Genomic DNA, 22,625 nt, shown 5'->3' on the forward strand with positions numbered 1-22,625 from the left:
GCGAATCTCGGCCTAAACCAGTGAAATTGCCAAGAAGACGTGAAGAACTCGCTACGGGTTCATCAAATCGGTGGCACGGCGAGGCGAACACGAGCTAACGTCGAGAACAACCTTCAACAACTCTTCGGGACCTACCAGGCCCGACTCACTGGTCGCGATTTCCCAGCTTGAGACGGCACGTGCGGAGGGGGTGAGTATTCGACACCTTGCGACGGCGGGCTGCCTGCGGCGGTGATTTTCGCAAACCGTTTCCACCCCGTCGAAGCTTCTTCTAGAAAGCCGGCACGCAGGGCGCGTGGACGTGAAGAGAGAAATGAGTTGTCACGTATGTCAAGGCTCACCGTGGATTCCACTCAGGTTCTGGACGAACCACCGGTACGGATCGACGCACAGGAACCGACCACCACCGCCGAGGTGGTGTTCAAGGGGCGCAACGTCGAGATTCCCGATCACTTCCGCGTCTACGTCTCGCAGAAACTCGCCCGCTTGGAACGATTCGACAAGACCATCTACCTCTTCGACGTCGAGCTCAAGCACGAACGCAACCGTCGCCAACGTAAGTCCTGTCAGCGCGTGGAGATCACCGCGCGGGGCCGTGGGCCGGTAGTCCGCGGTGAGGCGTGTGCCGACAGCTTCTATTCCGCGCTTGAGTCCGCGGTGGTCCGGCTGGAGAGCCGGCTGCGCCGCGGCAAGGACCGCCGCAAGGTGCACTACGGCGAAAAGACCCCCGTTTCGCTAGCCGAGGCCACCGCGGTGGCCCCGCCGGCGAGCACGTTCCACAACAACAATGCGCCCGCCCAGCCGCATCAACACGACACCGGCGACGACGATCGGGACCATCAGCCGGGTCGCGTGGTGCGTACCAAGGAGCACGAGGCCACGCCGATGTCCGTCGACGACGCGCTCTACGAGATGGAGCTCGTCGGACACGACTTCTTCTTGTTCTATGACAAGCAGACCGAGCGGCCGTCGGTCGTCTATCGCCGCCACGCCTACGACTACGGACTGATCAGGCTCTCCTGAGGATCGGCGGCCATCAGCAGGTCGTCACCTACGATGGGAGTCGCCTTACTAACGAAGACTCCTACCCACAGGGGACCTAGCTGTGCTGTCGAAGCTGCTGCGCCTTGGTGAAGGTCGCATGGTCAAGCGCCTCAAGCGCGTGGCCGACTATGTCAACACGTTGTCTGACGACGTCGAGAAACTCACCGATGCGGAGCTGCGGGCCAAGACCGACGAGTTCCGCAAGCGGCTCGACGACGGCGAGACCCTCGACGACCTGCTGCCCGAGGCCTTCGCGGTGGCCCGCGAGGCCGCCTGGCGGGTGCTGGACCAGCGTCCGTTCGACGTGCAGGTGATGGGCGCCGCCGCGCTACACCTGGGCAACGTCGCCGAGATGAAAACCGGTGAGGGCAAGACGCTGACCTGTGTGTTGCCGGCCTACCTCAACGCGCTGGCCGGCAAGGGCGTGCACATTGTCACCGTCAACGACTACCTGGCCAAACGCGACAGCGAGTGGATGGGCCGGGTGCACCGCTTCCTCGGCCTGCAGGTCGGGGTGATCCTGGCCAACATGACCCCCGACGAGCGCCGGGTGGCCTACCACGCCGACATCACCTACGGCACCAACAACGAGTTCGGCTTCGACTACCTGCGCGACAACATGGCGCACTCGGTGGACGACATGGTGCAGCGCGGACACACCTTCGCGATCGTCGACGAGGTGGACTCCATCCTGATCGACGAGGCCCGCACGCCGTTGATCATTTCCGGGCCCGCCGACGGTGCCTCCAACTGGTACCTCGAGTTCGCCCGGTTGGCGCCGCTGATGGAAAAGGACACCCATTACGAGGTCGACCTGCGCAAACGCACCGTCGGTGTGCACGAACTCGGGGTGGAGTTCGTCGAGGACCAGCTGGGCATCGACAACCTCTACGAGGCCGCGAACTCGCCGCTGGTCAGCTACCTGAACAACGCGTTGAAGGCCAAGGAGCTGTTCAACCGCGATAAGGACTACATCGTCCGAGACGGCGAGGTCCTGATCGTCGACGAATTCACCGGTCGGGTGCTGATCGGTCGTCGCTACAACGAGGGCATGCACCAAGCCATCGAGGCCAAGGAGCACGTCGAGATCAAGGCCGAGAACCAGACGCTCGCCACGATCACGTTGCAGAACTACTTCCGGCTCTACGACAAGCTGGCCGGCATGACCGGTACCGCCCAGACCGAGGCGGCCGAGCTGCACGAGATCTACAAGCTCGGCGTGGTCCCGATTCCGACCAACAAGCCGATGGTCCGCCAAGACCAGTCCGACCTGATCTATAAGACCGAAGAGGCCAAGTACATCGCGGTCGTCGACGACGTCTCCGAGCGCTACGAGAAGGGCCAGCCGGTTCTGATCGGTACCACCAGCGTCGAGCGCTCGGAGTACCTGTCACGGCAGTTCGCCAAGCGCCGCATCCCGCACAACGTGCTCAACGCGAAGTTTCACGAGCAGGAAGCCGGCATCATCGCGGTGGCCGGTCGCCGCGGCGGCATCACCGTGGCCACCAACATGGCCGGTCGCGGTACCGACATCGTGCTGGGCGGCAACGTCGACTTCCTCACCGATCAGCGGCTGCGCGCCCGGGGTCTGGACCCGGTGGAGACGCCCGACGAGTACGAGGCGGCCTGGCACGAGGAACTGCCCAAGGTCAAAGAAGAAGCCAATGCCGAGGCCGAAGAAGTCATCGAGGCCGGCGGGCTGTACGTGCTGGGCACCGAACGCCACGAGTCGCGCCGTATCGACAACCAGCTGCGCGGTCGCTCCGGCCGGCAGGGCGACCCGGGTGAGTCGCGCTTCTACCTGTCACTGGGTGACGAGTTGATGCGCCGGTTCAACGGCGCCGCGCTCGAGGCGATGCTCAACCGGCTGAACCTGCCCGACGACGTGCCGATCGAAGCCAAGATGGTCACCCGCGCTATCAAGAGCGCCCAGACCCAGGTTGAGCAGCAGAACTTCGAGGTCCGCAAAAACGTCCTGAAGTACGACGAGGTGATGAACCAGCAGCGCAAGGTGATCTACGCCGAGCGCAAGCGCATCCTCGAGGGCGAGAACCTGCAGGAGCAGGCGTTCGAGATGGTCCGCGATGTCATCACCGCCTATGTGGACGGCGCGACAACCGAAGGCTATGCCGAGGATTGGGACCTCGACGCGTTGTGGTCGGCGCTCAAGACGCTGTATCCGGTCGGGATCGAGCACGAGTCGCTGACCCGTCGGGACGCGGACTCCGAGCACGACGATCTCACTCGCGAGGAGCTGCTCGAGGCGCTCGTCAAAGACGCCGAACGGGCTTATGCCGCAAGAGAAGCCGAGCTGGAGGAGATTGCCGGCGAGGGTGCGATGCGACAGCTGGAGCGCAACGTGTTGCTCAACGTGATCGACCGCAAGTGGCGTGAGCACCTCTACGAGATGGACTATCTCAAGGAGGGCATCGGGCTGCGGGCGATGGCGCAGCGCGATCCGCTGGTCGAGTACCAGCGCGAGGGCTACGACATGTTCATGGCCATGCTGGATGGCATGAAGGAGGAGTCGGTCGGCTTCTTGTTCAACGTCAGCGTCGAAGCGGTTCCCGCTCCGCAGGTCGCGCCGGTGGAAACGCCGGAAGGCCTGGCGGAGTTCGCGACTGCCGCCGCGGCCACCGAACAGCAGCAGGGCGAATCCGCCGCCGCGCCCGCCGCGGTACGCGAGCCGGCGCCAAGCACCTTGCGCGCCAAGGGCATTGATACCGAGGCCCCCGCCCTGACGTATTCCGGTCCGGCAGAAGACGGTTCGGCCGAAGTTCAGCGCAACGGCGGTGGCGCGCAGAAGACTCCGGCCGGCGTGCCCGCCGGGGCCAGCAGGCGCGAGCGCCGCGCCGCCGCCCGTCAGCAAGGCCGGGGCGCCAAGCCGCCGAAGTCGGTCAAGAAGCGCTAGCTTCACCACGCCGAATGTGAGCCTGGCCGCACATTCGGCGGTGAGTGTGCGGCTGGCCGCACATTCGCGAGCAGGGTTTGAGGCATAGGCCTCATGCGCGGGCCCCGCGGTGCCGCGCACCATCGGTGCATGAGTACGTTGCACACTCCCGCCGACGCTGCTTCGGCCGTCCTGCACAGTGCCACGCTGCCCCCCGGCGACGACGAAAGATTCGCCGGTTTCGGGGTTTTGGGGCTCCCCTTCGCCAGCGGACATTACCTCGCGCTGCGTTGCATACCCACGTCGTCGTTCGCGCCGGCCTACCGGTCGGTGTGGCATCGCGATACCGCGGGGGTATGGACGTTTTACGCGACCAGTTCCGGCGAACTCAGCTGCTCCCGCTTCTTCAGCTCGGCCACACCCAATGACGCGGTGCAATGTGAAATCGACGTCGCCTGGGTGACGCCGTGGTCGCTGTACATCCGGATTGCCGGCTTGCTCGAGTGGCAGCTCGATCTCGGGACCAGCGCGTCGACCCGGCTGATGAGCGCGATCGCCCCGCGATTGCCCGCCTGGGCGTGGACCAACCAACGGGCCCTCGGCGCCCTCGGGCGAGTGGCCGGACCGCTGATGGGCACCGGGCGGGTGCGGCTATCCGGCAGCGCGCCGAACGGCCAGCGATTCATGATCGCTCCCAAGCGATTCTGGGCCGTCCGCGATTCGCGCGCGGTATGGCGCGGCGAGGACCTGGGCGTGGTGACCCCGTTGCCGCAGCAGGCCCGCTTGGCCGACTTCTGGGGTCCGCAGCGCGGGCTGTTCGTGACCGGGGGCGGTCGTCTGGAGGCGTTCGACCCGGCCCGTCATCGCGCCGTGCAGCGCACTATTTCGATTTGCTGAAACTTGCCTGCGACCGAAGGGGACAATGGGCCGATGGCGTCGCACCCAGCCGAGCCGGCGCCGGCGGGCGAGGCGCCCAGCCGGGCCGAATTGCTCGCGGCGTTATCGGTGGCGATCGACCTCGGCTTGGGACAGCCCGCCGAGCACATGCTGCGTGCGGCGATGATCGCGACCCGGCTCGCGGATCGGCTGGGATTGACCGACGCGCAACGGGATTGCGTCTATTACACGACACTTGTGATGTGGATCGGATGTCACGCCGACTCCCATGAATACGCGCGGTGGTTCGGCGATGACATTGCGGTCCGGCATGACTCGTATCTGGTCGACTGGTCGGGCCTGCCGTATTGGCGGTTCCTGCTGGGCAACATCGGTCGCGGTCAGCCGTTGACGCAGCGGCTGACCATCATGGCAACCCTGTTCGCCGATGCGCGCGGTCAGCTGTCCCGGCTCATTCACTCGCACTGCACCTCCGCGGCGCTGCTGGCGGATCGCATCGGCCTGGGCCCCAGCGTCCAGGCGTCGCTCGCGTTCGCCTTCGAGCGCTACGACGGCGGCGGCCTGCCTGCCGGCGCCCGCGACGACGAGATTCCGATCCAGATGCGGGTCGCCCAGCTCGCCGAGATGGTCGAGGTGCACCACCGCACCTACGGTGTCGAGGGCGCCGTGGCGATGGCTCGCGGTCGCCGCGGTGGCCAGTTCGACCCGAAGGTCGTCGATACGTTCATCCGCGATGCCGAGGCAATCCTGGCCGGCCCGGGCCCCGGCGATGCGTGGGCCGCGGCCGTGCACGAGGCCCCCGATCGTCATCAGCGGCTCGACGACGAGGGGCTGGACGCACTGCTTGTCGCGTTCGGCGACTTCGTGGACCTCAAATGTCCTTTCACCCTTGGGCATTCGCGTGCGGTGGCCGGACTCGCCGGCGATGCGGCAATCGCGGCCGGCGTTGACGCGGGTTCGGCGGCCCTGACGCGACGTGCTGGCCATGTGCACGACCTGGGCCGCATCGGTGTGTCGAATCAAATCTGGTCCAAGCCAGGGTCTTTGACTGCGGGCGAATTCGAACGGGTGCGACTGCATCCCTATCTCACCACCCGGATCCTCAACCAGGTTCGCGGCCTGGGGCGGCTGGCCGAAGTCGCAGGAAACCACCATGAATGTCTGAATGGATCGGGATATCCACGCGGACTTGCCGGTTCCGCGCTGAGCCTGCCCGACCGTATCCTGGCAGCGGCGGTCAGTTACCAATCCGCTTGTGAGCCAAGACCATACCGCGGCGAGCTGTCGTCCGGCGCGGCGAGCCGGCGGATGCACGAGCGGGTGAGCGCCGGCGAGCTCGACCCTGTCGCGGTCGAAGCGGTGCTGCATGCGGCCGGCCGGCCGGCCGGGCGGCCCAAGCCGCGTCCGGATGGTCTCACCCCGCGCGAGATCGAGGTACTTCGCCTGGTCGCTCGCGGCGCGTCGAACAAGGAGATCGCGGCGGCCTTGGTGATCACCGAGAAGACCGCCCGCAATCATGTGGAGCGAACGTACGCCAAGATCGGCGTCTCGAATCGCATCGGCGCCAGCATGTATGCCCTGCAACAGGGATTGTCCTCACCGACTGCAGAAAATTGAGGCAATCGCCCCATTCCCTCGCCGGGAATTCGGCGGACAATTCATACATGAGTCGATATTTGACAATCTGTTACGGCGCAGTGGCTTATCTGCTGTTCCTGGTGTCGTTCATGTACGCGATCGGATTCGTCGGCAACATCCTGGTGCCCCGCAGCGTCGACCATGCGCTCTCGGCCCCGGTCGGCCCGGCGGTGCTGATTGACGTAGTCCTACTCGGTGTTTTCGCGATTCAGCACAGCGTGATGGCCAGACCCGCGTTCAAGAGATGGTGGATCCGATTTGTGCCCAGGTCGATCGAACGCAGCACCTACGTGATCCTGGCGAGTGCCGCGCTATTGCTGCTCTACTGGCAGTGGCGCACGCTGCCCTACGTCGTGTGGGACGTGAGTCTGCCGGCGGCACGGGTGGTTTTGTGGGCGCTGTTCTGGCTCGGCTGGGCCACGGTGTTCTTCTCGTCCTTCATGGTCAGCCATTTCGACCTGTTCGGCCTGCGACAGGTGTACCTGGCCTGGCGCGGAAAACCTTACCGCGAATTGGACTTTCGTGTTCGCTACCTGTACCGCCTGGTGCGTCACCCGCTGATGCTGGGCTTCCTGATCGCATTCTGGGCGACACCCACGATGACGTTCGGGCACTTGCTGTTCAGCGCCGCCACCTCGGGTTACATCCTGATCGCGGTGCGGCTCGAGGAACACGACCTGGTCGAGTCGCTGGGCGAGCCCTACCGTGCCTACCGCCGCGAGGTGCCGGCCCTGGTGCCCGGGACACGGCGGCACCCGCACGCGGCGGCCGGCCAGCACTAGCCCTGCTCGATATGAACTCCGCCTGTATCGCGGCAACGTGTGCGGTATCAAGCCGGGCGTTCCCGGTATGTTGCGGATATGGATGTCAAGGAGGTATTGCTGCCCGGCGTCGGTCTGCGATACGAGTTCGTCAGCCATAAGGGCGACCGGATCGGCATCATCGCGCGGCGCGGCGGCGACTTCGACGTCGTCCTCTACGGCTCCGACGATCCGGACCAGGCCCGGCCGGTGTTTCACCTCACCGACGAAGAGGCCGACACCGTAGCCCTGATTCTGGGCGCTCCCCGCATTGCCGAGCGGTTCACCGAGCTCACCCGCGAAGTGCCCGGGCTTGAGGCGGGTCAAGTCCATATCGAGCCGGGCAGCCCGTTCGTCGACAAACCGTTGGGCGACACCCATGCTCGCACCCGCACCGGTGCGTCGATTGTCGCGATCGTGCGCGACGAGGATGTGCTCGCCTCGCCGGGTCCTGCCGAATTGCTGCGGGAGCGAGACGTTTTGATCGTCATCGGCACCGAAGAGGGCATCGCAGCCGTCGAGCAAATCGTCGACAAGGGCTGAGCCAGTGCAGGTTTCGGGGGCGCTGCTGTTTCAGCTAGGCGCCCTCCTCGCCGCGCTCGCGGTGTTGGGGGCCATCTCGCGGCGGTTCGCGCTGTCGCCGATCCCGGTCTATCTGATGGCGGGTCTGTCGCTGGGCAAAGGTGGCATCTGGCCGGTGGCCGCCGCCGGTGAGTTCATCACGACGGGTGCGCCCATCGGCGTCGTGCTGCTGCTGCTGACCCTCGGACTGGAGTTTTCCGCGACGGAGTTCGCCGCCAGCCTGCGTCACCACCTGCCCTCGGCCGGGGTCGACGCGGTCCTCAACGCCACCCCGGGAGCGGTGGCGGGGTGGCTGCTGGGGCTGGACGGCATCGCGATTCTGGCCCTGGCCGGCGTCACCTACATCTCGTCCTCCGGTGTGATCGCGCGCCTGCTGGAGGACCTGCACCGGCTCGGTAACCGCGAAACGCCGGCCGTGCTGTCGGTGCTGGTGCTCGAGGACTTCGCGATGGCCGCCTACCTGCCGCTGTTCGCGGTGCTGGCGTCCGGCGGTACCGGGCTGGAGGCGGTCGCGGGGATGGCCGTAGCGATCGGTGCGCTCTTCGTCGCGTTCTTCGCGTCCTATTACTGGGGCCATCACGTGGGCCGGCTGGTGGCCAACGCCGACTCCGAGCAGCTGTTGCTGCGGGTGCTGGGGGTGACCCTGATGGTGGCGGCGCTGGCCGAATCGCTGCACGCCTCGGCGGCCGTCGGCGCTTTCCTGGTCGGGCTCACCCTGACCGGTGACACCGCGAAACGGGCGCGCAAGGTGCTGGGACCGTTGCGCGACCTGTTCGCCGCGATCTTCTTCGTGGCGATCGGTCTGCAGGTGGACCCGCACGAGCTGGTTCCGGTGCTTCCGGTCGCGCTGGCGCTGGCCGCCGTCACCGCGGCCACCAAGGTGGCCACCGGGATCTTCGCCGCCCGGCGCGACGGCGTGGCGCGGCGCGGGCAGTTGCGCGCGGGGACCGCACTGGTCGCGCGGGGCGAGTTCTCGCTGATCATCATTGGCTTGGTCGGCGCGGCGATCCCCACTGTGGCCGCGCTGGCGACGGCGTATGTGTTCGTGATGGCCATCCTGGGTCCGGTGCTGGCCCGATTCTCGGGCGGCCCGTCGCGCGAGGGCGCCGCATCGCCGGCCTAGCCGCTCAACCGAGGTGCAGGGCCACCACCTGCCACCGGATTCCGTTGCTGGTCGGCAGCATCTGGACCCGGGCCGCGATGGCGTGGATGCGGTCGCCGCGGCTGTAAGAGCCGAACACCTCGGCGGCGGTCTCCGCATCCCGGTGCCCGACCGGCTGCAGCCGCATCCGGCGCAGCACCGCGGCGCCCTGGCGCCCGCCGCGCGCCTGGCTCACCGACAGCACGGAGTCGACGAGGCCATGCACCAGCAGCGGCCGAAGCTGGGTGACCGGCCGCCGGTGATCGATGACCTCCAGCACCCGGCGCAGCGCGGCGTCGGCGAAGGCGCCCGCCTGACGCATTGTCGCCGACCAAGCCGCCGCCGGCTCGGGTTGCCTGACCGGCCGCCCGCTGTACGGCCGGCGCGGCCCGCCGCCGCTTCGGCGTGCCACCGCCGGCTGCCGGCAGCCGGCGCTGTTACGCGGCACCTGCCGCGGCGGCGGTTCGTACTCGACGACGGGCACGACGGCGAAATCGTCACGGTGAGCGGGGTTTACGGAGCTGATGGACAACGCGCACTCTCCAAGTAGTCAGTGAACGAGCGGCCTGCAGGAGAGTGACAGACAATTGGTCTTTCAATGCTTTTCAGTTGCCGGCCATCATCGCACAATTCGACATCGCGCGTACCCGCGCCGTGTTGCGCCCTGGCGGACGATTACGGTGAGCGGGAACATCGGGGAACCCGAAGGATTGACCAAGGAGGCCAGGGCCGCAATGGTGACCCGGTTGTCCACAGCGGACGCATCCTTCTATCGGCTCGAAAACAGCGCCACCCCCATGTACGTCGGATCGCTGTCGATCCTGCAGCGCCCGCGCAACGGACTGAGCTACGAGACGCTGCTCGCCGCCGTCGAACAGCGGTTGCCGCAAATACCTCGCTATCGGCAGAAGGTGCGCGAAGTGGGGGTCGGCATGGCCCGGCCGGTCTGGATCGATGACGCCGACTTCGACATCACCTACCACGTGCGGCGCTCGGCGTTGCCGTCGCCGGGCAGCGATGAACAGCTGCACGAGCTGATCGCCCGGCTGGCCGCACGCCCGCTGGACAAGACGCGCCCGCTGTGGGAGATGTACCTGGTTGAAGGCCTGGCCAAGAACCGGGTCGCGCTCTACACCAAGTCGCACCAGGCGCTGATCAACGGGATGACCGCGCTGGAGATCGGCCATGTGATCGCCGATCGGACCCGGCAGCCGGCGCCGTTCCCCGAGGACATCTGGATCCCGGAACGCGAGCCCGGCTCGACGCGGCTGCTGCTGGGCGCGCTCACCGACTGGCTGGTGGGCCCCGGCACGCAGCTGCAGGCCGTCGGCTCCGCGATGGCCGGGGTGGCGACGAACTACGGCGAACTGCTCAACGTGGGTCGCCGGGTCTTCGACATCGCGCGCACGGTCGCGCGCGGCACCGCGCCCAGTAGTCCGCTCAACGCCACCGTTTCGCGTCATCGGCGCTTCACTGTCGCCCGCGGAAGCCTCGAGGACTACCGGACGGTGCGCGCCCGCTACGACTGCGACATCAACGATGTGGTGCTGGCGGTCGTGACCGGTGCCCTGAGCAACTGGCTGATGTCGCGCGGGGAAGGGGTGTCGTCGAGCGCCACCATCCGGGCGATGGCACCGCTTTCGGTGTATGCCGAGGACCAGCACGACTCGACGGGCCCCGGCCAAATGATCAGTCAGGTCTCCCCGTTCCTGGTCGACCTGCCGGTGGGCGAGGCCAATGCGGTGGTGCGGCTGTCGCAGATCGCGCACGCCACCGAATCCAATCCGTCGGCCGCCCGGTTGGTCGACGCCCGGACCATCGTCACGTTGTCCGGGTTCGCGCCACCGACCCTGCACGCCATGGGCATCCGGGTGGCCACCAGCTTCTCGGCGCGGCTGTTCAACTTGCTGATCACCAATGCCCCCGGCGCCCAGTCGCAGATGTATATCGCCGGCACCAAACTGCTGGAGACCTATGCGGTGCCGCCGCTGCTGCACAATCAGGCGCTGGCCATCGGTGTGACGTCGTACAACGGGACGCTGTATTTCGGAATCAATGCCGACCGCGAGGCGATGAGCGATGTCGACCTGCTGCCCGCGCTGCTGAAGCAATCACTCGAGGAACTACTCGACGCTTCCCGCTAGTCGTTAGCGGTGAAAATTGGTATGCGTGCATCTACCATTCGTTGATGTGAGCACTTCGAATGACGGCGCACCAGTGGCGAAGACGAAGAAAAAGAAATCGCCGGCGCGCGCCGTTGCCAGGATCTCCGAGGCCGTGTACGAAGCCGAATTGTTCAGGCTGCAAGCAGAATTCGTGAAGCTGCAGGAGTGGGTACGGTATTCCGGCGCGCGAATCGTGGTGCTTTTCGAAGGCCGTGACGCCGCGGGCAAGGGGGGTGCCATCAAGCGGATCACCGAATACCTCAGTCCCCGTACCGCCAATATCGCCGCCTTGCCGGTGCCCACGGATCGAGAGCGCGGCCAGTGGTACTACCAGCGGTATATCGCGCACCTGCCTTCCAAGGGCGAAATCGTGCTGTTCGACCGATCGTGGTACAACCGCGCCGGCATCGAGAAAGTCATGGGATTCTGCACGCCGCAAGAACATGCGCTGTTTCTGCGCCAGACTCCTATATTCGAGCAGATGCTGATCGACGACGGGATTCTGCTGCGCAAGTACTGGTTTTCGGTTTCCGAGTCCGAACAGTTGCGCCGTTTCAAGGCACGCCGCAACGATCCCGTCCGGCGCTGGAAACTGTCCACCACGGACTTGGAATCGGTGTACCGCTGGGAGGACTATTCGCGCGCCAAAGACGAAATGATGGTGCACACCGACACGCCGGTAAGCCCTTGGTACATAGTGGAATCCGATATCAAGAAGCACGCGCGGCTGAACATGATGCACCACCTGTTGTCCAGCATCTCCTACCACGAGGTCGACCAGCCGAAGGTTGACTTGCCGGACCGTCCGGTCGTCAGCGGCAACTATCATCGTCCGCCCCGCGAGCTGTCGACGTATGTCGACGACTACGCGGCGACCCTGATCGAGGCCTAGGGATGGGCGCGACCCAGGTCTACATTCCGGTCACATTGACGATGCTGCAGCAGCTCGTCGCCGAGGACTCGCTGCGGCCGGTCAACGGCACCGCGTTCGCGGTGACCCCGACACTGCGCGAGGCCTATGCGGAAGGCGACGAGGACGAGCTCGCCGACGTGGCGTTGCGCGAGGCGGCGCTGGCGTCGCTGCGTCTGCTGGCGGCCCACGACGCCGAGTCGGTGCGGCCGCGGCGCGCGGTGCTGACCGCCGAGGTCGACGACGTCACCTTCCGTCCCGACCTCGACGATGCGGTGGTCAGAATCGCCGGGCCGGTCTCGATGGACCAGGTGGTCGCGGCCTATGTCGACAACGCCGGCGCGGAGGAGGCCGTGGCGAAGGCGATCGAGGCCATCGATGCCGCTGACCTGGGGGATGAGGATGCCGATCTGATCGTCGGCGACGCCCAGGATTACGATTTGGCCTGGTATGCGAACCAGGAGCTGCCGTTCCTGCTCGAGCTGTTGTGACCGCCTCGACCGGCCGGCGAATGTGACGCAATCCGGGCGGGTCAGCCTGGAAAAGATAACGTAACTTACGGTACCGTAGCTTTCATTATGGGTAGGAAATACCAATCGGTCACCGCGAATGTGGTCGACACCAAGCGCCCGACGGTCGCGGGCGCGGAACGGCATCCCGGCTGGCATGCGCTGCGCCAGATCGCTGCGCGCATCACGACACCGCTGCTGCCCGACGACTATCTACATCTGGCCAACCCGTTATGGTCGGCGCGGGAATTGCGGGGCCGCATCGTGCAGGTTCGCCGCGAGACGGAGGATTCCGCGACCCTGGTCATCAAGCCGGGCTGGGGCTTCAGCTTCGACTTCGAGCCCGGCCAATACATCGGGATCGGACTGCGGATGGACGGCCGCTGGCGCTGGCGGTCGTATTCGCTGACGTCGAGCCCGGTGGCGCGGTCGGGGTCCGGCCACGAGCGCACCGTGACGATCAGTGTCAAGGCGATGCCGGAAGGCTTCCTGTCCAGCCACCTGGTGGGCGGTGTCGAGCCGGGCACCATCGTGCGGCTGGCCGCACCCCAGGGCAACTTCGTGCTTCCCGACCCGGCTCCGCCGTCGATTCTGTTCCTCACTGCGGGATCGGGAATCACGCCGGTGATGTCGATGCTGCGAACGCTGGTGCGCCGCAAGCAGATTGGTGACATTCAGCACGTCCATTCGGCGCCCACCGAATCCGAGGTGATGTTTGGTGCCGAGTTGACCGCGCTCGCCTCGGTGCATCCCGGGTACCGGTTGCAGGTGCGCGAGACCCGCACGAAGGGGCGCCTCGACCTCGCCCGGCTCGACGACGAGGTACCGGACTGGCGCGAACGTCAAACCTGGGCCTGCGGACCGGAGGGCATGCTGGCCCAGGCCGAGAAGGTATGGGCTGCCGCGGGCATCAGCGACCGGTTGCACCTGGAGCGGTTCGCGGTGGCCAAGTCGGCACCGGCCGGCCAGGGCGGAACGGTGACCTTCGGCCGCACCGGTCGCACGGTGGCCGCCGACGCCGCGACCTCGCTGATGGATGCGGGGGAGGGGGCCGGAATCCAGATGCCCTTCGGCTGCCGGATGGGTATCTGCCAGTCTTGCGTGGTACCCCTGGTGGAGGGTCACGTCCGTGACCTGCGAACCGGGCAGGAACACGAGCCGGGAAGCCGGGTGCAGACCTGCGTGTCGGCGGCTTCCGGCGATTGTGTGCTCGACATTTAGGTATTACTCATAGGTAACCTACGGAGTCGTAGGTTACGATAGCGTAGGTACTGACCACAAGATCGAACGCCGGGAGGTGAGAACGATGGCGATCACAGACATCGACGTATTCGCGCATCTGTCGGACGCTGATATCGAAGCCCTGGCCGTTGAGCTCGATGCTATCCGCCAGGACGTGGAGGACTCACGTGGCGAGCGGGACGCCCGCTACATTCATCGCACCATCGCCGCACAGCGTGCGCTGGAGGTGTCCGCCCGACTGATGCTGGCCGCGAGTTCGCGGCGCTCGGCATGGTGGGCCGGAACTGTGACTTTGGGCGTGGCCAAGATCATCGAGAACATGGAGATCGGCCACAACGTCATGCACGGCCAGTGGGACTGGATGAACGACCCGGAGATCCACTCCTCCTCGTGGGAGTGGGACATGAGCGGCTCGTCCAAGCACTGGCGTTACACCCACAACTTCGTGCACCACAAGTACACCAACATCCTCGGGATGGACGACGACGTCGGCTACGGCATGCTGCGCGTCACCCGCGACCAGCGCTGGAAGAAGTTCAACCTTTTAAACCTGGTGTGGAACACCTTGCTGGCCCTCGGTTTTGAGTGGGGTGTCGGCCTGCAGCACGTGGAAATCGGCAAGATCGTCAAGAAGCGGATGGATCAGGACGAAGCGCGGCAGCGCACGGACGAGTTCTTCGCCAAGGCCGGTCGTCAGGTGCTCAAGGACTATGTCGCATTCCCGGCACTGACCTCGCTGTCGCCCGGCGCGACCTACAAGTCCACGCTGAAGGCCAACGCCGTTGCCAACGTGATCCGCAATGTGTGGGCCAACGCGGTGATTTTCTGCGGCCACTTCCCTGATGGCGCAGAGAAATTCACCAAGACCGACATGATCGGAGAGTCGAAGGGACACTGGTACCTGCGCCAGATGCTGGGCAGTGCCAACTTCGAGGCGGGACCGGCGCTGCGGTTCATGAGCGGCAACCTGTGCCACCAGATCGAGCACCACCTGTACCCCGACCTGCCGAGCAATCGGCTGCATGAGATCTCGGTGCGAGTGCGCGAGGTCTGCGACAAGTACGACTTGCCTTACACCACAGGATCTTTCCTGGTGCAGTACGGCAAGACGTGGCGCACGATGGCCAAGCTGTCGTTGCCCAACAAGTACTTGCTGGACAACGCCGACGACGCTCCGGAAACCCGTAGCGAGCGGATGTTCGCCGAACTGGAAGCCGACTTCGCGGGTACCGACCCGCAGACCGGCCGGCGGCGCGGCCTCAAGACCGCAATCGCCACCGTTCGGGGCTGGCGCCGCAACAAGCGCGCCATGAAGAAGATGGAGCAGATGCTCAAGGACGCCGACGACCTGGCGGCCTAGGCGCTGCGCCTAGAGCTGGGCGAAGAACATCGCCGCGGTGCCGGCGGCAGCGCAAGCTTGATACATCGGTACCAAGCGCGCGGACTGCCGCCGGGCGGCGCAACGGCTTGACCAATACAGCGCCGCAACCGCGAAACCGAGGACCACGATCCAGTTCACCGCGGTGATCCACCCGAATCCTGCTGGGGCCTTGGACATCTCGTGTGCCGGCATCTCCATGCCGGGCATGTTCATGGCCAGCGAATCGGGCTTCGGGTGGCTGACCTGGCCCGGCAGGCTACCGCTCATCACCGCGTACATCCACACCATCGCCGCCGCCATCGCCGCGTAGTAGGCGTTGGTGAGTCGCTCACCGGTGGCGAACGAGCGTCGGCAGGCCGCCCGCACAAACCAGGCGCCTGCCGACGCGAAGATGATCATCGGCGCGGCCGTCGAGACATCCCCTCCGATGTGCCATGCCATCAGGATCATTGTGGCGGCCATCGTCAGGTGCAACAGATGGTCGATCGTGCTTGTCGATCGGTCACGTTGGGCGACAAGGAGATAGACGTAGGTCGCAATGCTGACACCGAAGAGCGCGGTGACAATCCACCGCAGCGTGCAGTCGCCGATCAAGAGCCGGCCGCGCCGTCCAACATGGGCTGGACGGTACCCCCGTAGGGTACCAAGGTCAAGCAGCGCGCCAGCGTGTCGAGTCGGCCGGGGCGACGCGGCAACATGGCCTGGATATTGGTGCGGGTAGCTGCCGCGGGCTCAAGTTAGGCTAACTTCGGGCGACGTCGAGGTGTCGTTGAAGGGATGCTGAGATGGCCGGTAATCGGCGTTGCTGATTCGCCAGTTGTCGCAGCTCGGCCGTGATGGAATTTCACCGGACTTTGGTCGCGCGCTCATTCGTCGTGCCCTGTGGCAGCTAGGAGGTGATTCGCCATGACCGGACCGGTGATGACGAAGGTCGTCTACGAGGAACTGATAGCTCGGGCGAACGAGTTGGAAGCGCCGCTGGTGGATCAGCAAGGACGAGGCATACCCACCGAAGTCCCCCAACCTCCGTGCGGCCTGGCGATTGTCAAACAAGGTGCCAAAGACCTCGGTTATTCCGCTGACAACATGCGCTATTACCTAGGGCTGTTCGAAAAGTCGCGCAAAGACCTGGCCCAGTCGCTGCGGAATGCGGCCAAGGCATATCGCCACGTCGACGAAGATGCGGCAGCGGCGTTGCGCAACGAAACGCCGCTGTCGGGTGTGGCCATGCCCGGGCCCGGGCCCGGCGATGCCGGCCCCGCGATGTTCGGCGCCGGCGTTGCTCCGAACCAAGACGTGCCGGAAGAGGCGATGGACGGGCTACACAACCTCGAACAGGCGGCCTTGGAACTCGAACAAATGGATCAAGGCGCATCGTTTGATCGCTTCGCCGAACAATGGGCTAAATACCACGACGCGTTGCGGCGAGCCCGCGATCGTTTCCGGCCCTTCCGAGAATGGGAAGGTGAGGCTGCCACCGCCGTCGGGGAGAATTTCGAATTGCAGCGGACGTGGTTGGACAATATGGCGAGATTCAGCGATCAGATGTCTCGTCAGGCTCAAACGGTCGCCGACGAGTTCCGCGCCTTGCGCAAGCAACACGTCTGGGGCAAGGACGCTCGCCACGGGAAGCGGGTGAAGTGGGATTACAAGAGCTTGGTCGAGCTCGAGGCGTGGGCCAGAGCCAATATGCACTCCGGCTACGAAACGTTTATGACAACCTACAACGAGGCGTCGAAAAACTCCCTGGCTCTGCTCACTGATTTCCGCGGCAAATCGGGTTTGCCGGTGTCGCAAGTGAATCCGACGGCGCCGCCCAGCGCCAAGAAAATCGATCCGCCCAAGCCGTGGAAGCCGTCGGTGCGGCCGAGCGATGAAGACATCAAGAAGTCTCATGTTCTCAAGCCGCCGCCGCGGCCGGACTGGATACCCGACGACAAGCCGGCGCCTGGGCCGCCCACCCCTTCCGGTGATCAGGGGGGTCTGCCGTTCATTCCATCGACACCGATGATGCCGATGATGCCCTCGACGGCACAGACGCCCGATCCGCAGCTGGCCGAGGCGCTACGGGACATGAAAGGCCAAGGCGCACCGAAGCTTCCGCACGGTGGCGGGGTCAAGCCGGCATCCTTCGGCGGGGCCGGTGTGCCGGGCACGCCGTTGCAATCCTGGGGAGAAGACGGCGCGCCCGCACGGGCCGCTGCCGCGGGAGCGGCAGCCGGGCCCGCAATCGCCGGCCGAGGCGTCCCGGGCGCGGGCGCGATGGGCGGCGGTATGGGCGGGGCTCCCGCCGCGGGTGGCGACAAGGGCACCGGCAAAGCCAAACGCGTGCAAGGGGACGAGGAGGCGCTTTACACCGAGCAGCGGTCCTGGACTGAGGGCGTCATCGGTCTGCGGGGTGCCAAGGAAGTGCCCAAGCAGTAGCCGGCAGTCGTGGAGCGAGGAGTGATCGATGGGGTTGGCGCCGCCGACGGGTGAGCATGCCGAGAAGATGCTTGCCCCGAACGGATGGCCAGAGTCCGACGAGGACATCAACTTTGACCGGGCGGCGCAGTACATGCAGGTTCTGCGAACGGTCAGCGACGTCGCGGATAACTGCCACCGGCAACAGCTGGCCATCTTCGATGGCGATGTGTGGTCGGGAAGCGCCTCCGGTGCCGCCAATCGTCAAGTGGGAACACTCATCGAAGCACTGACGTCACTGCAAGACGGTCTTGCCACCGTGATCACCTGGCACAGAAACATCGGCAGGTCGATCATTCAGGCCAAGTCCGACATCTATGACAACGTCGAAGTCGCCGAGACCAAGATCAAGGCATTGGCGAATGAGTTCAGGCTGACCGAAGCTGAACGGACCGAAGCGATCAGCGCGGTGGTCACTGCCACCCACGAGGCGAATGTCGCGGTGGTGACCATAACCGCCGAGCAGATTCTGGCGAGCAAGGCGTGGAAACCCCCGTCGGGCGCGCTGCAAGACTTGCTTGACCAGAAGGCGCCACCGCTGGGGCTGGGGGATGAAGACCCGTCAGATTCCAGCCCCGCGCTGCCGGGACCGGTCGCACCGCCGGTCGCTGGACCGATTGCGTCCCCGCCCGCCGGGCCGTCGTTGCCCGGAATTCCGGTAGGCGGCCAGTTGCCAACTCCGGCAATCATTCCCGCTATGCCGGCGACGGCCGGCGCCAGCGCGCCTGGTCACCCGACACAGGTCGGCGGCCCCGCAACCGCGGGCGCCGTCCGCCGGCCGGCGACAGTATCGCGGGAGGGCGGTGCCGACGATCCGGATGGGTCGGCGCTGCCGGATGCGCAGCCGTACGAGGTTGGGCCGCATGATGATTCACCGCGGGTTGCACCTGCCAGCGCGGGTGTCATGCCGGCGATGCCGGCCGTGCCGGGAGCCGCAGGCGGTGGTGGAGCGGGCGGGTCCGTTGCGTCGGGTGGCGGGCCGGGTGGTGGCGGTCTCTTTTACACATCTGACGCTGCCGACGATACGCCTTGTGGGGATCTCGGGGGGCGCCGGGTGTTTAGAAAAAAAAAACGTTGAAAGACAGGAGGAGGCGTGTGGAGTGGTGGCGCGGTGCCGGCCGTGGGCGGCGGGGCCGGGCGAGTGTCCCCGGGGCAGTCTTCGGGTGTCCGACCGGCCGCGGCAACGCGTCGCCGGGCGCCGCGTGACGATCGCGTCGCACAGTCGAGGGATGCGGCTCACGTTGCGGAAGTCGCCGGGGTCGCGGCGATTCCGGTCTCACCGGCTCGTCTTGAACGCGACGCGGTGGCCGAGGCGGCAACTGCCGACGCGGCACGCCGACGCGGCGCCGATCCGCTGCAGTTGGCGCGGCGCATCGCGGCGGCATTGAACGCACCCCTCGGTGACAGGCCGCCGGACTTCGGCTTCTTCTGGGTGACCGGCGTGACCACCGACGGCGCGATCGTGGTGGCCAACAGCTATGGGCTGGCCTATATCCCGGATGGCGTGCAGTTGCCCGAGCGGGTGTGCATGGCCACGGCCGATGACGCGATTCCGCCCGCCGAGCGGGCTCGCTGGGCCACCTATCCGGTGGTCGCCGTGCAAAGTTGGGCGACTCAGCGCGACATGACGTTGCGCGCGGTGATCGCCACCGAAGAGCAGTTGGCCGATTCCGACCCGGGCGTGGCGAAGGTGGTACTCAACGCCGATGACATCCCGGACAGCGGGGGGATGGTCGGCCGGTCGCGATTGGAGGTGGTGAATCCCGAAGCGGCCGAGCGGCTGGCGCAGACGCCCGACGCGCGTCTGCGTGAACTTCTACCACCGGCGGAAGCGAACCCGCCCGCGGACGAGCGCTTCATGAAGTGGCTACAGGTGATGAAGCCGATGGTCAGCAACGACCCGCGTCGTCAGGCGCCGCACCTGCAGGCTTTTGCCGCCTACGTCGCTCACGCCCAGCACGTTGTCCGCGGCGATGCGCACGCCGCGGCCGACCCCGCAGAACTGCGCAGCGCCATCGCCGACTGGCTGTACTGGAACAATCTCGCTGGGCTGCTCGACGCCGCGTTGTCTCCGGTGTCGTGAGTCTCCGCGCACCTACCGCCAAGGTCTACTCTCGGAAACATGCTTGCAGCGTTTGGATTCGAAACCCTGGGCGTGGTCGTCGGGGATATGTTCTTCGTCGACCCGACCCCGAACGAAGGCCAGGAAACCCCGGAACGCGGAGTCAGACTGGAACTCCGAGTCGTCGATCGGGCCGAGCCGCGGGGATCGATATACGCGGGCATTCCGATCGCCTTCAACCGTCCGGTCTGGCGGGTGGATCTGTTCGGGTCCACCGAGAGCCCGCCGGGGACGCTGGACCGGGCCCATCACCACCCCAAATTCAAGGGCTGGGAGCCCGGGCGCCGGCACTTCGTCCCCGAGCTGTCAGCCGACCCGGTGTCGTGGTTGGCCGAGCAGCTGGCTGATCCGGCCGCCGTGCTGGCGCGGGCGGGCGTCGAACCTGACGAGGTTCCCGAGGCCGATAAGGCCGGACTCGCCGCGGCCGCCCCGGACATTGTCGCGGCGGTGAAGCGGATGCTCGATGGCGTGCGAGACGGGGAATTGGCCCCCGCGCCCGCCGAGCCCGTTGCCGCCGCACGCACCGGCTGGCTCTGATCTCGCCCCGCCCGGGCGCGCGCCAAAGAGATTGCCGGGCAACGCCGTTACTATGGCGTGCTGGGATGGTCCATTTCGACGAGCTTGCGGGCGATGTCCACCAGTCGGGTGTTCGCCTCCTGCGACAGCTTCGCCAACAGCTCGAATGCCGCTGCCGCGTCGACAGAAAACCGCTCCATCAGCATGCCCTTGGCCTGGCCGATGATGTCGCGGGTTTCGACTGCCCGGTGCAGCTGCTCGATCTCGCCGGCCATCGCCCGCGACCGGCTCTCGTCCTGCCGGGCCTTGGCGGCCAGCGCCGCCAGCACGTGCATGTGTTCGGCCGCCACGAGTGACTCACCGCCGGCGACGTTCTGCGATAGCGCCGACAACGCGTCGTCGAGTGAGGTGACCTCGGCTACCTGGTGCAGCACCCCGAATTGCTCGTCGCCGTCGTCGACCGCGACGTTCTGGCATGTCCACAGCTTCGGCAGAAAGACGTCCGGATCCTGTGGGTCGGTGATGTCGTACCGCACGATTGGCATGCTGTCGGTTCCCCGCCGGCGCATCGCCGATTCCACCGACGCGGCAAGCTGCGCCGTGCCGCTGGCCTGCGCGTCGTCGGGGTTGTCCGGAAACACGTCGGACACGAGTTCGCCAATCAGTTCGCCGCGCGGACGCAACGAAAGGATTTCGTAGGTCGCATTGACGCCGCGGATACGCAGGTCGCGGTCGAGCAACATCAGCGCCGCGTCGGACGCTTCCGGTGCCAGCGCCGCTGACACGGCATCGAAACGATGCTGGTCCAGCACTCGACGCGGCGCATACATTGGGCAGGGGTACCCGATTCGGGCGTGATCGAATCCGCAGCCGAGCGCGGTACTACTGGACCGCGGTGCCGAAGAGATGGCCGATGCCGTAGGTGAACGCTAGACCTGCCGCGCCTCCGAGCACGACCCGCAACACCGCCCGCCGTACGCTGCCACCGCCGATGCGGGCGCTGAGCGCACCGGTGAGCGCCAAGGCCGCGAGCACGGCGACGAATGTCACCGGGACCCGAAAGGCGGTGGGCGGCAATAGGATCGATATCAACGGTAGCAACGCTCCAATGATGAACGACGCTGCCGACGCCGCGGCGGCCTGCCAGGGGTTGGCCAGCTCCTCGGGGTTGATGTTCAGTTCGGCGTGCGCGTGCGCGGTCAGCGCATCGTGTTCCGTCAGCTCCTTGGCAACTTGCGCTGCGGTTTCAGCCGATAGGCCCCGGTCCTGATAGATGGCGGTGAGCTCGGCCAATTCGGCATCGGGTATGTGCCGAAGCTCATGTCGCTCGGTCGCAAGCTGCGCCTTCTCGCTGTCCCGCTGGCTCGAGACCGACACGAATTCACCCAGCGCCATCGAGGCCGCCCCGCCCACCAGGGCAGCCAGTCCGGCGGTGAAGATCGGGCCGCGCTCTGAGGTTGCCCCGGCCACACCGACCACCAGGCTGGCCACCGAAACGATGCCGTCGTTGGCGCCTAACACCGCCGCCCGAAGGCTGTTCAGCCGGCCTGAGCTGTGGCCGGCATGCGGTTCGGCCGCATGCGTTGGTTCGTCTTGCTGAAGTGGCTGCTCGTCACCCATGTCGCCTAGCCAAGCGCATTTCCACCCTGTCGCGCCAGCAAGTGCAGCCTCATCAAACTTTTTCGGAGTAGCCGTATTTAGCTTTGCCTTTGCAGCGGTGAACGACGTTATGATCACGCTCGCCCGACCTCACTGGGCGTCCGTTCCAGCCAGCCGCCGGACAAGCGACGACGTTGGCGCCCGAGGTATTTCGACGTCGCAAAGGACCTTCATGACGGTCATTCATGGCTTGCCCGCCCATGTGCTGCTGGTGCATTTCCTCGTGGTGCTCGCGCCCCTGACGGCTCTGCTGGAGATCGTGTGCGCCCTGTGGCCTGCCGGCCGGCGGGGACATCTCGTCTGGCTGACCGGCATACTCGCCGTCGTGACGGCGGTGCTGACACCGATCACGGCCAACGCCGGTGGATGGTTGTATGACTTGCGGCGCAATCCGAGCCCGATACTGCGCGAGCACGCCGAGCTGGGCGACACCATGATCTATTTTGCTGTTGCCCTATTGGTCGTTGCCGCCGCACTTTTGGCGCTCGGGTTGGCCGAACGCCGGTCCGGCCCGCGTCACCTGGGCGTCACCGCGACGGTGGCAATTGTCACGCTCGCCGTCGGTATCGCGACGATGGTTCAGATCTACCGCATCGGCGATGCTGGCGCGGATTCGGTGTGGGGCAACGAGATAACGCACCTGAAACAGGCCAACAGCAAGTAGTG

General features: G+C 66.0%; 21 protein-coding genes. 17 read left to right on the top strand and 4 right to left on the bottom strand.

Features of this window, described 5'->3' with window-relative positions; all coding sequences use genetic code 11:
• Positions 1 to 342: 342 nt before the first annotated feature.
• The 7 genes from hpf (at position 343) to MAAFP003_RS06055 (ending at position 8,974) form a co-directional block, all read left to right on the top strand.
• A complete protein-coding gene (hpf, locus tag MAAFP003_RS06025; protein WP_423790881.1) occupies positions 343 to 1,023 on the top strand; it encodes a ribosome hibernation-promoting factor, HPF/YfiA family in 681 nt (226 codons plus the stop codon).
• Between the two features lie 82 nt (positions 1,024 to 1,105).
• Positions 1,106 to 3,955 (top strand): preprotein translocase subunit SecA, encoded by a 2,850-nt coding sequence (gene secA / locus MAAFP003_RS06030; protein WP_096285290.1) that lies wholly within the window; start codon positions 1,106 to 1,108, stop codon positions 3,953 to 3,955.
• A 129-nt stretch (positions 3,956 to 4,084) separates the two neighbouring features.
• Positions 4,085 to 4,831, top strand: a complete 747-nt coding sequence (locus MAAFP003_RS06035; RefSeq protein WP_096285292.1) for a hypothetical protein — start codon at positions 4,085 to 4,087, stop codon at positions 4,829 to 4,831.
• Positions 4,832 to 4,864: 33 nt separating this feature from the next.
• Positions 4,865 to 6,448, top strand: coding sequence for an HD domain-containing phosphohydrolase (locus MAAFP003_RS06040; RefSeq protein ID WP_096285294.1), 1,584 nt, complete (start codon positions 4,865 to 4,867; stop codon positions 6,446 to 6,448).
• 47 nt (positions 6,449 to 6,495) lie between these two features.
• Positions 6,496 to 7,251, top strand: coding sequence for a methanethiol S-methyltransferase (gene mddA, locus MAAFP003_RS06045; protein ID WP_096285296.1), 756 nt, complete (start codon positions 6,496 to 6,498; stop codon positions 7,249 to 7,251).
• A 78-nt stretch (positions 7,252 to 7,329) separates the two neighbouring features.
• The gene (locus MAAFP003_RS06050) at positions 7,330 to 7,812 is read left to right on the top strand and encodes a cation:proton antiporter regulatory subunit (RefSeq protein ID WP_096285298.1); all 483 of its coding nucleotides are present in this window, start codon (positions 7,330 to 7,332) and stop codon (positions 7,810 to 7,812) included.
• A 4-nt stretch (positions 7,813 to 7,816) separates the two neighbouring features.
• Complete coding sequence (locus MAAFP003_RS06055) at positions 7,817 to 8,974, top strand: cation:proton antiporter (RefSeq protein WP_096285300.1); 1,158 nt, start codon at positions 7,817 to 7,819, stop codon at positions 8,972 to 8,974.
• Between the two features lie 4 nt (positions 8,975 to 8,978).
• On the opposite strand, the gene MAAFP003_RS06060 is transcribed toward MAAFP003_RS06055, so the two are convergent.
• On the bottom strand, positions 8,979 to 9,524 hold the full coding sequence (locus MAAFP003_RS06060) for an Rv3235 family protein (protein ID WP_096285302.1): 546 nt from the start codon (positions 9,522 to 9,524) through the stop codon (positions 8,979 to 8,981).
• A 202-nt stretch (positions 9,525 to 9,726) separates the two neighbouring features.
• Here MAAFP003_RS06060 and MAAFP003_RS29375 point away from each other — a divergent pair, with 202 nt between their 5' ends.
• From MAAFP003_RS29375 to MAAFP003_RS06085, 5 genes are all read left to right on the top strand, one after another.
• Positions 9,727 to 11,136, top strand: a complete 1,410-nt coding sequence (locus MAAFP003_RS29375) for a WS/DGAT/MGAT family O-acyltransferase (protein ID WP_096285304.1) — start codon at positions 9,727 to 9,729, stop codon at positions 11,134 to 11,136.
• A 73-nt stretch (positions 11,137 to 11,209) separates the two neighbouring features.
• On the top strand, positions 11,210 to 12,049 hold the full coding sequence (gene ppk2, locus MAAFP003_RS06070) for a polyphosphate kinase 2 (protein WP_423790882.1): 840 nt from the start codon (positions 11,210 to 11,212) through the stop codon (positions 12,047 to 12,049).
• Between the two features lie 2 nt (positions 12,050 to 12,051).
• Positions 12,052 to 12,558 (top strand): DUF6912 family protein, encoded by a 507-nt coding sequence (locus MAAFP003_RS06075; RefSeq protein WP_096285308.1) that lies wholly within the window; start codon positions 12,052 to 12,054, stop codon positions 12,556 to 12,558.
• An 87-nt stretch (positions 12,559 to 12,645) separates the two neighbouring features.
• Positions 12,646 to 13,797, top strand: a complete 1,152-nt coding sequence (locus tag MAAFP003_RS06080; protein WP_096285310.1) for a ferredoxin reductase — start codon at positions 12,646 to 12,648, stop codon at positions 13,795 to 13,797.
• An 85-nt stretch (positions 13,798 to 13,882) separates the two neighbouring features.
• Positions 13,883 to 15,178 carry a fatty acid desaturase family protein gene (locus tag MAAFP003_RS06085; protein WP_096285312.1) on the top strand — a complete coding sequence of 432 codons (1,296 nt, stop codon included), beginning with the start codon at positions 13,883 to 13,885 and terminating at the stop codon, positions 15,176 to 15,178.
• 9 nt (positions 15,179 to 15,187) lie between these two features.
• Here MAAFP003_RS06085 and MAAFP003_RS06090 read toward each other — a convergent pair whose 3' ends face one another.
• Entirely contained in the window at positions 15,188 to 15,793 is a 606-nt protein-coding gene (locus MAAFP003_RS06090) for a DUF5134 domain-containing protein (RefSeq protein ID WP_096285314.1), read from the bottom strand.
• 312 nt (positions 15,794 to 16,105) lie between these two features.
• Here MAAFP003_RS06090 and espB point away from each other — a divergent pair, with 312 nt between their 5' ends.
• Genes espB through MAAFP003_RS06105 form a run of 4 tightly spaced genes read left to right on the top strand, consistent with a single transcriptional unit; the run spans position 16,106 to position 20,321 of the window.
• Positions 16,106 to 17,623 (top strand): EspB family ESX-1 secretion system-associated protein, encoded by a 1,518-nt coding sequence (gene espB, locus MAAFP003_RS06095; RefSeq protein ID WP_096285316.1) that lies wholly within the window; start codon positions 16,106 to 16,108, stop codon positions 17,621 to 17,623.
• 28 nt (positions 17,624 to 17,651) lie between these two features.
• Positions 17,652 to 18,740 (top strand): hypothetical protein, encoded by a 1,089-nt coding sequence (locus MAAFP003_RS30005; protein ID WP_341477074.1) that lies wholly within the window; start codon positions 17,652 to 17,654, stop codon positions 18,738 to 18,740.
• Positions 18,741 to 18,755: 15 nt separating this feature from the next.
• Complete coding sequence (locus MAAFP003_RS30010; protein WP_341477075.1) at positions 18,756 to 19,745, top strand: hypothetical protein; 990 nt, start codon at positions 18,756 to 18,758, stop codon at positions 19,743 to 19,745.
• Between the two features lie 39 nt (positions 19,746 to 19,784).
• Positions 19,785 to 20,321, top strand: a complete 537-nt coding sequence (locus tag MAAFP003_RS06105) for a hypothetical protein (RefSeq protein WP_096285318.1) — start codon at positions 19,785 to 19,787, stop codon at positions 20,319 to 20,321.
• Positions 20,322 to 20,371: 50 nt separating this feature from the next.
• Here MAAFP003_RS06105 and MAAFP003_RS06110 read toward each other — a convergent pair whose 3' ends face one another.
• Both MAAFP003_RS06110 and MAAFP003_RS06115 read right to left on the bottom strand, forming a co-directional pair.
• Entirely contained in the window at positions 20,372 to 21,130 is a 759-nt protein-coding gene (locus MAAFP003_RS06110; protein WP_103175399.1) for an ANTAR domain-containing protein, read from the bottom strand.
• Between the two features lie 52 nt (positions 21,131 to 21,182).
• Complete coding sequence (locus tag MAAFP003_RS06115; RefSeq protein WP_096285320.1) at positions 21,183 to 21,920, bottom strand: VIT1/CCC1 transporter family protein; 738 nt, start codon at positions 21,918 to 21,920, stop codon at positions 21,183 to 21,185.
• A gap of 211 nt (positions 21,921 to 22,131) precedes the next feature.
• On the opposite strand from MAAFP003_RS06115, the gene MAAFP003_RS06120 reads away from it, so the two are divergent.
• Positions 22,132 to 22,623 carry a DUF2231 domain-containing protein gene (locus MAAFP003_RS06120; protein WP_096285321.1) on the top strand — a complete coding sequence of 164 codons (492 nt, stop codon included), beginning with the start codon at positions 22,132 to 22,134 and terminating at the stop codon, positions 22,621 to 22,623.
• The last annotated feature ends 2 nt before the right edge of the window (positions 22,624 to 22,625 follow it).

This window comes from Mycobacterium ahvazicum (genome assembly GCF_900176255.2).
GTDB classification, from domain to species: domain Bacteria; phylum Actinomycetota; class Actinomycetes; order Mycobacteriales; family Mycobacteriaceae; genus Mycobacterium; species Mycobacterium ahvazicum.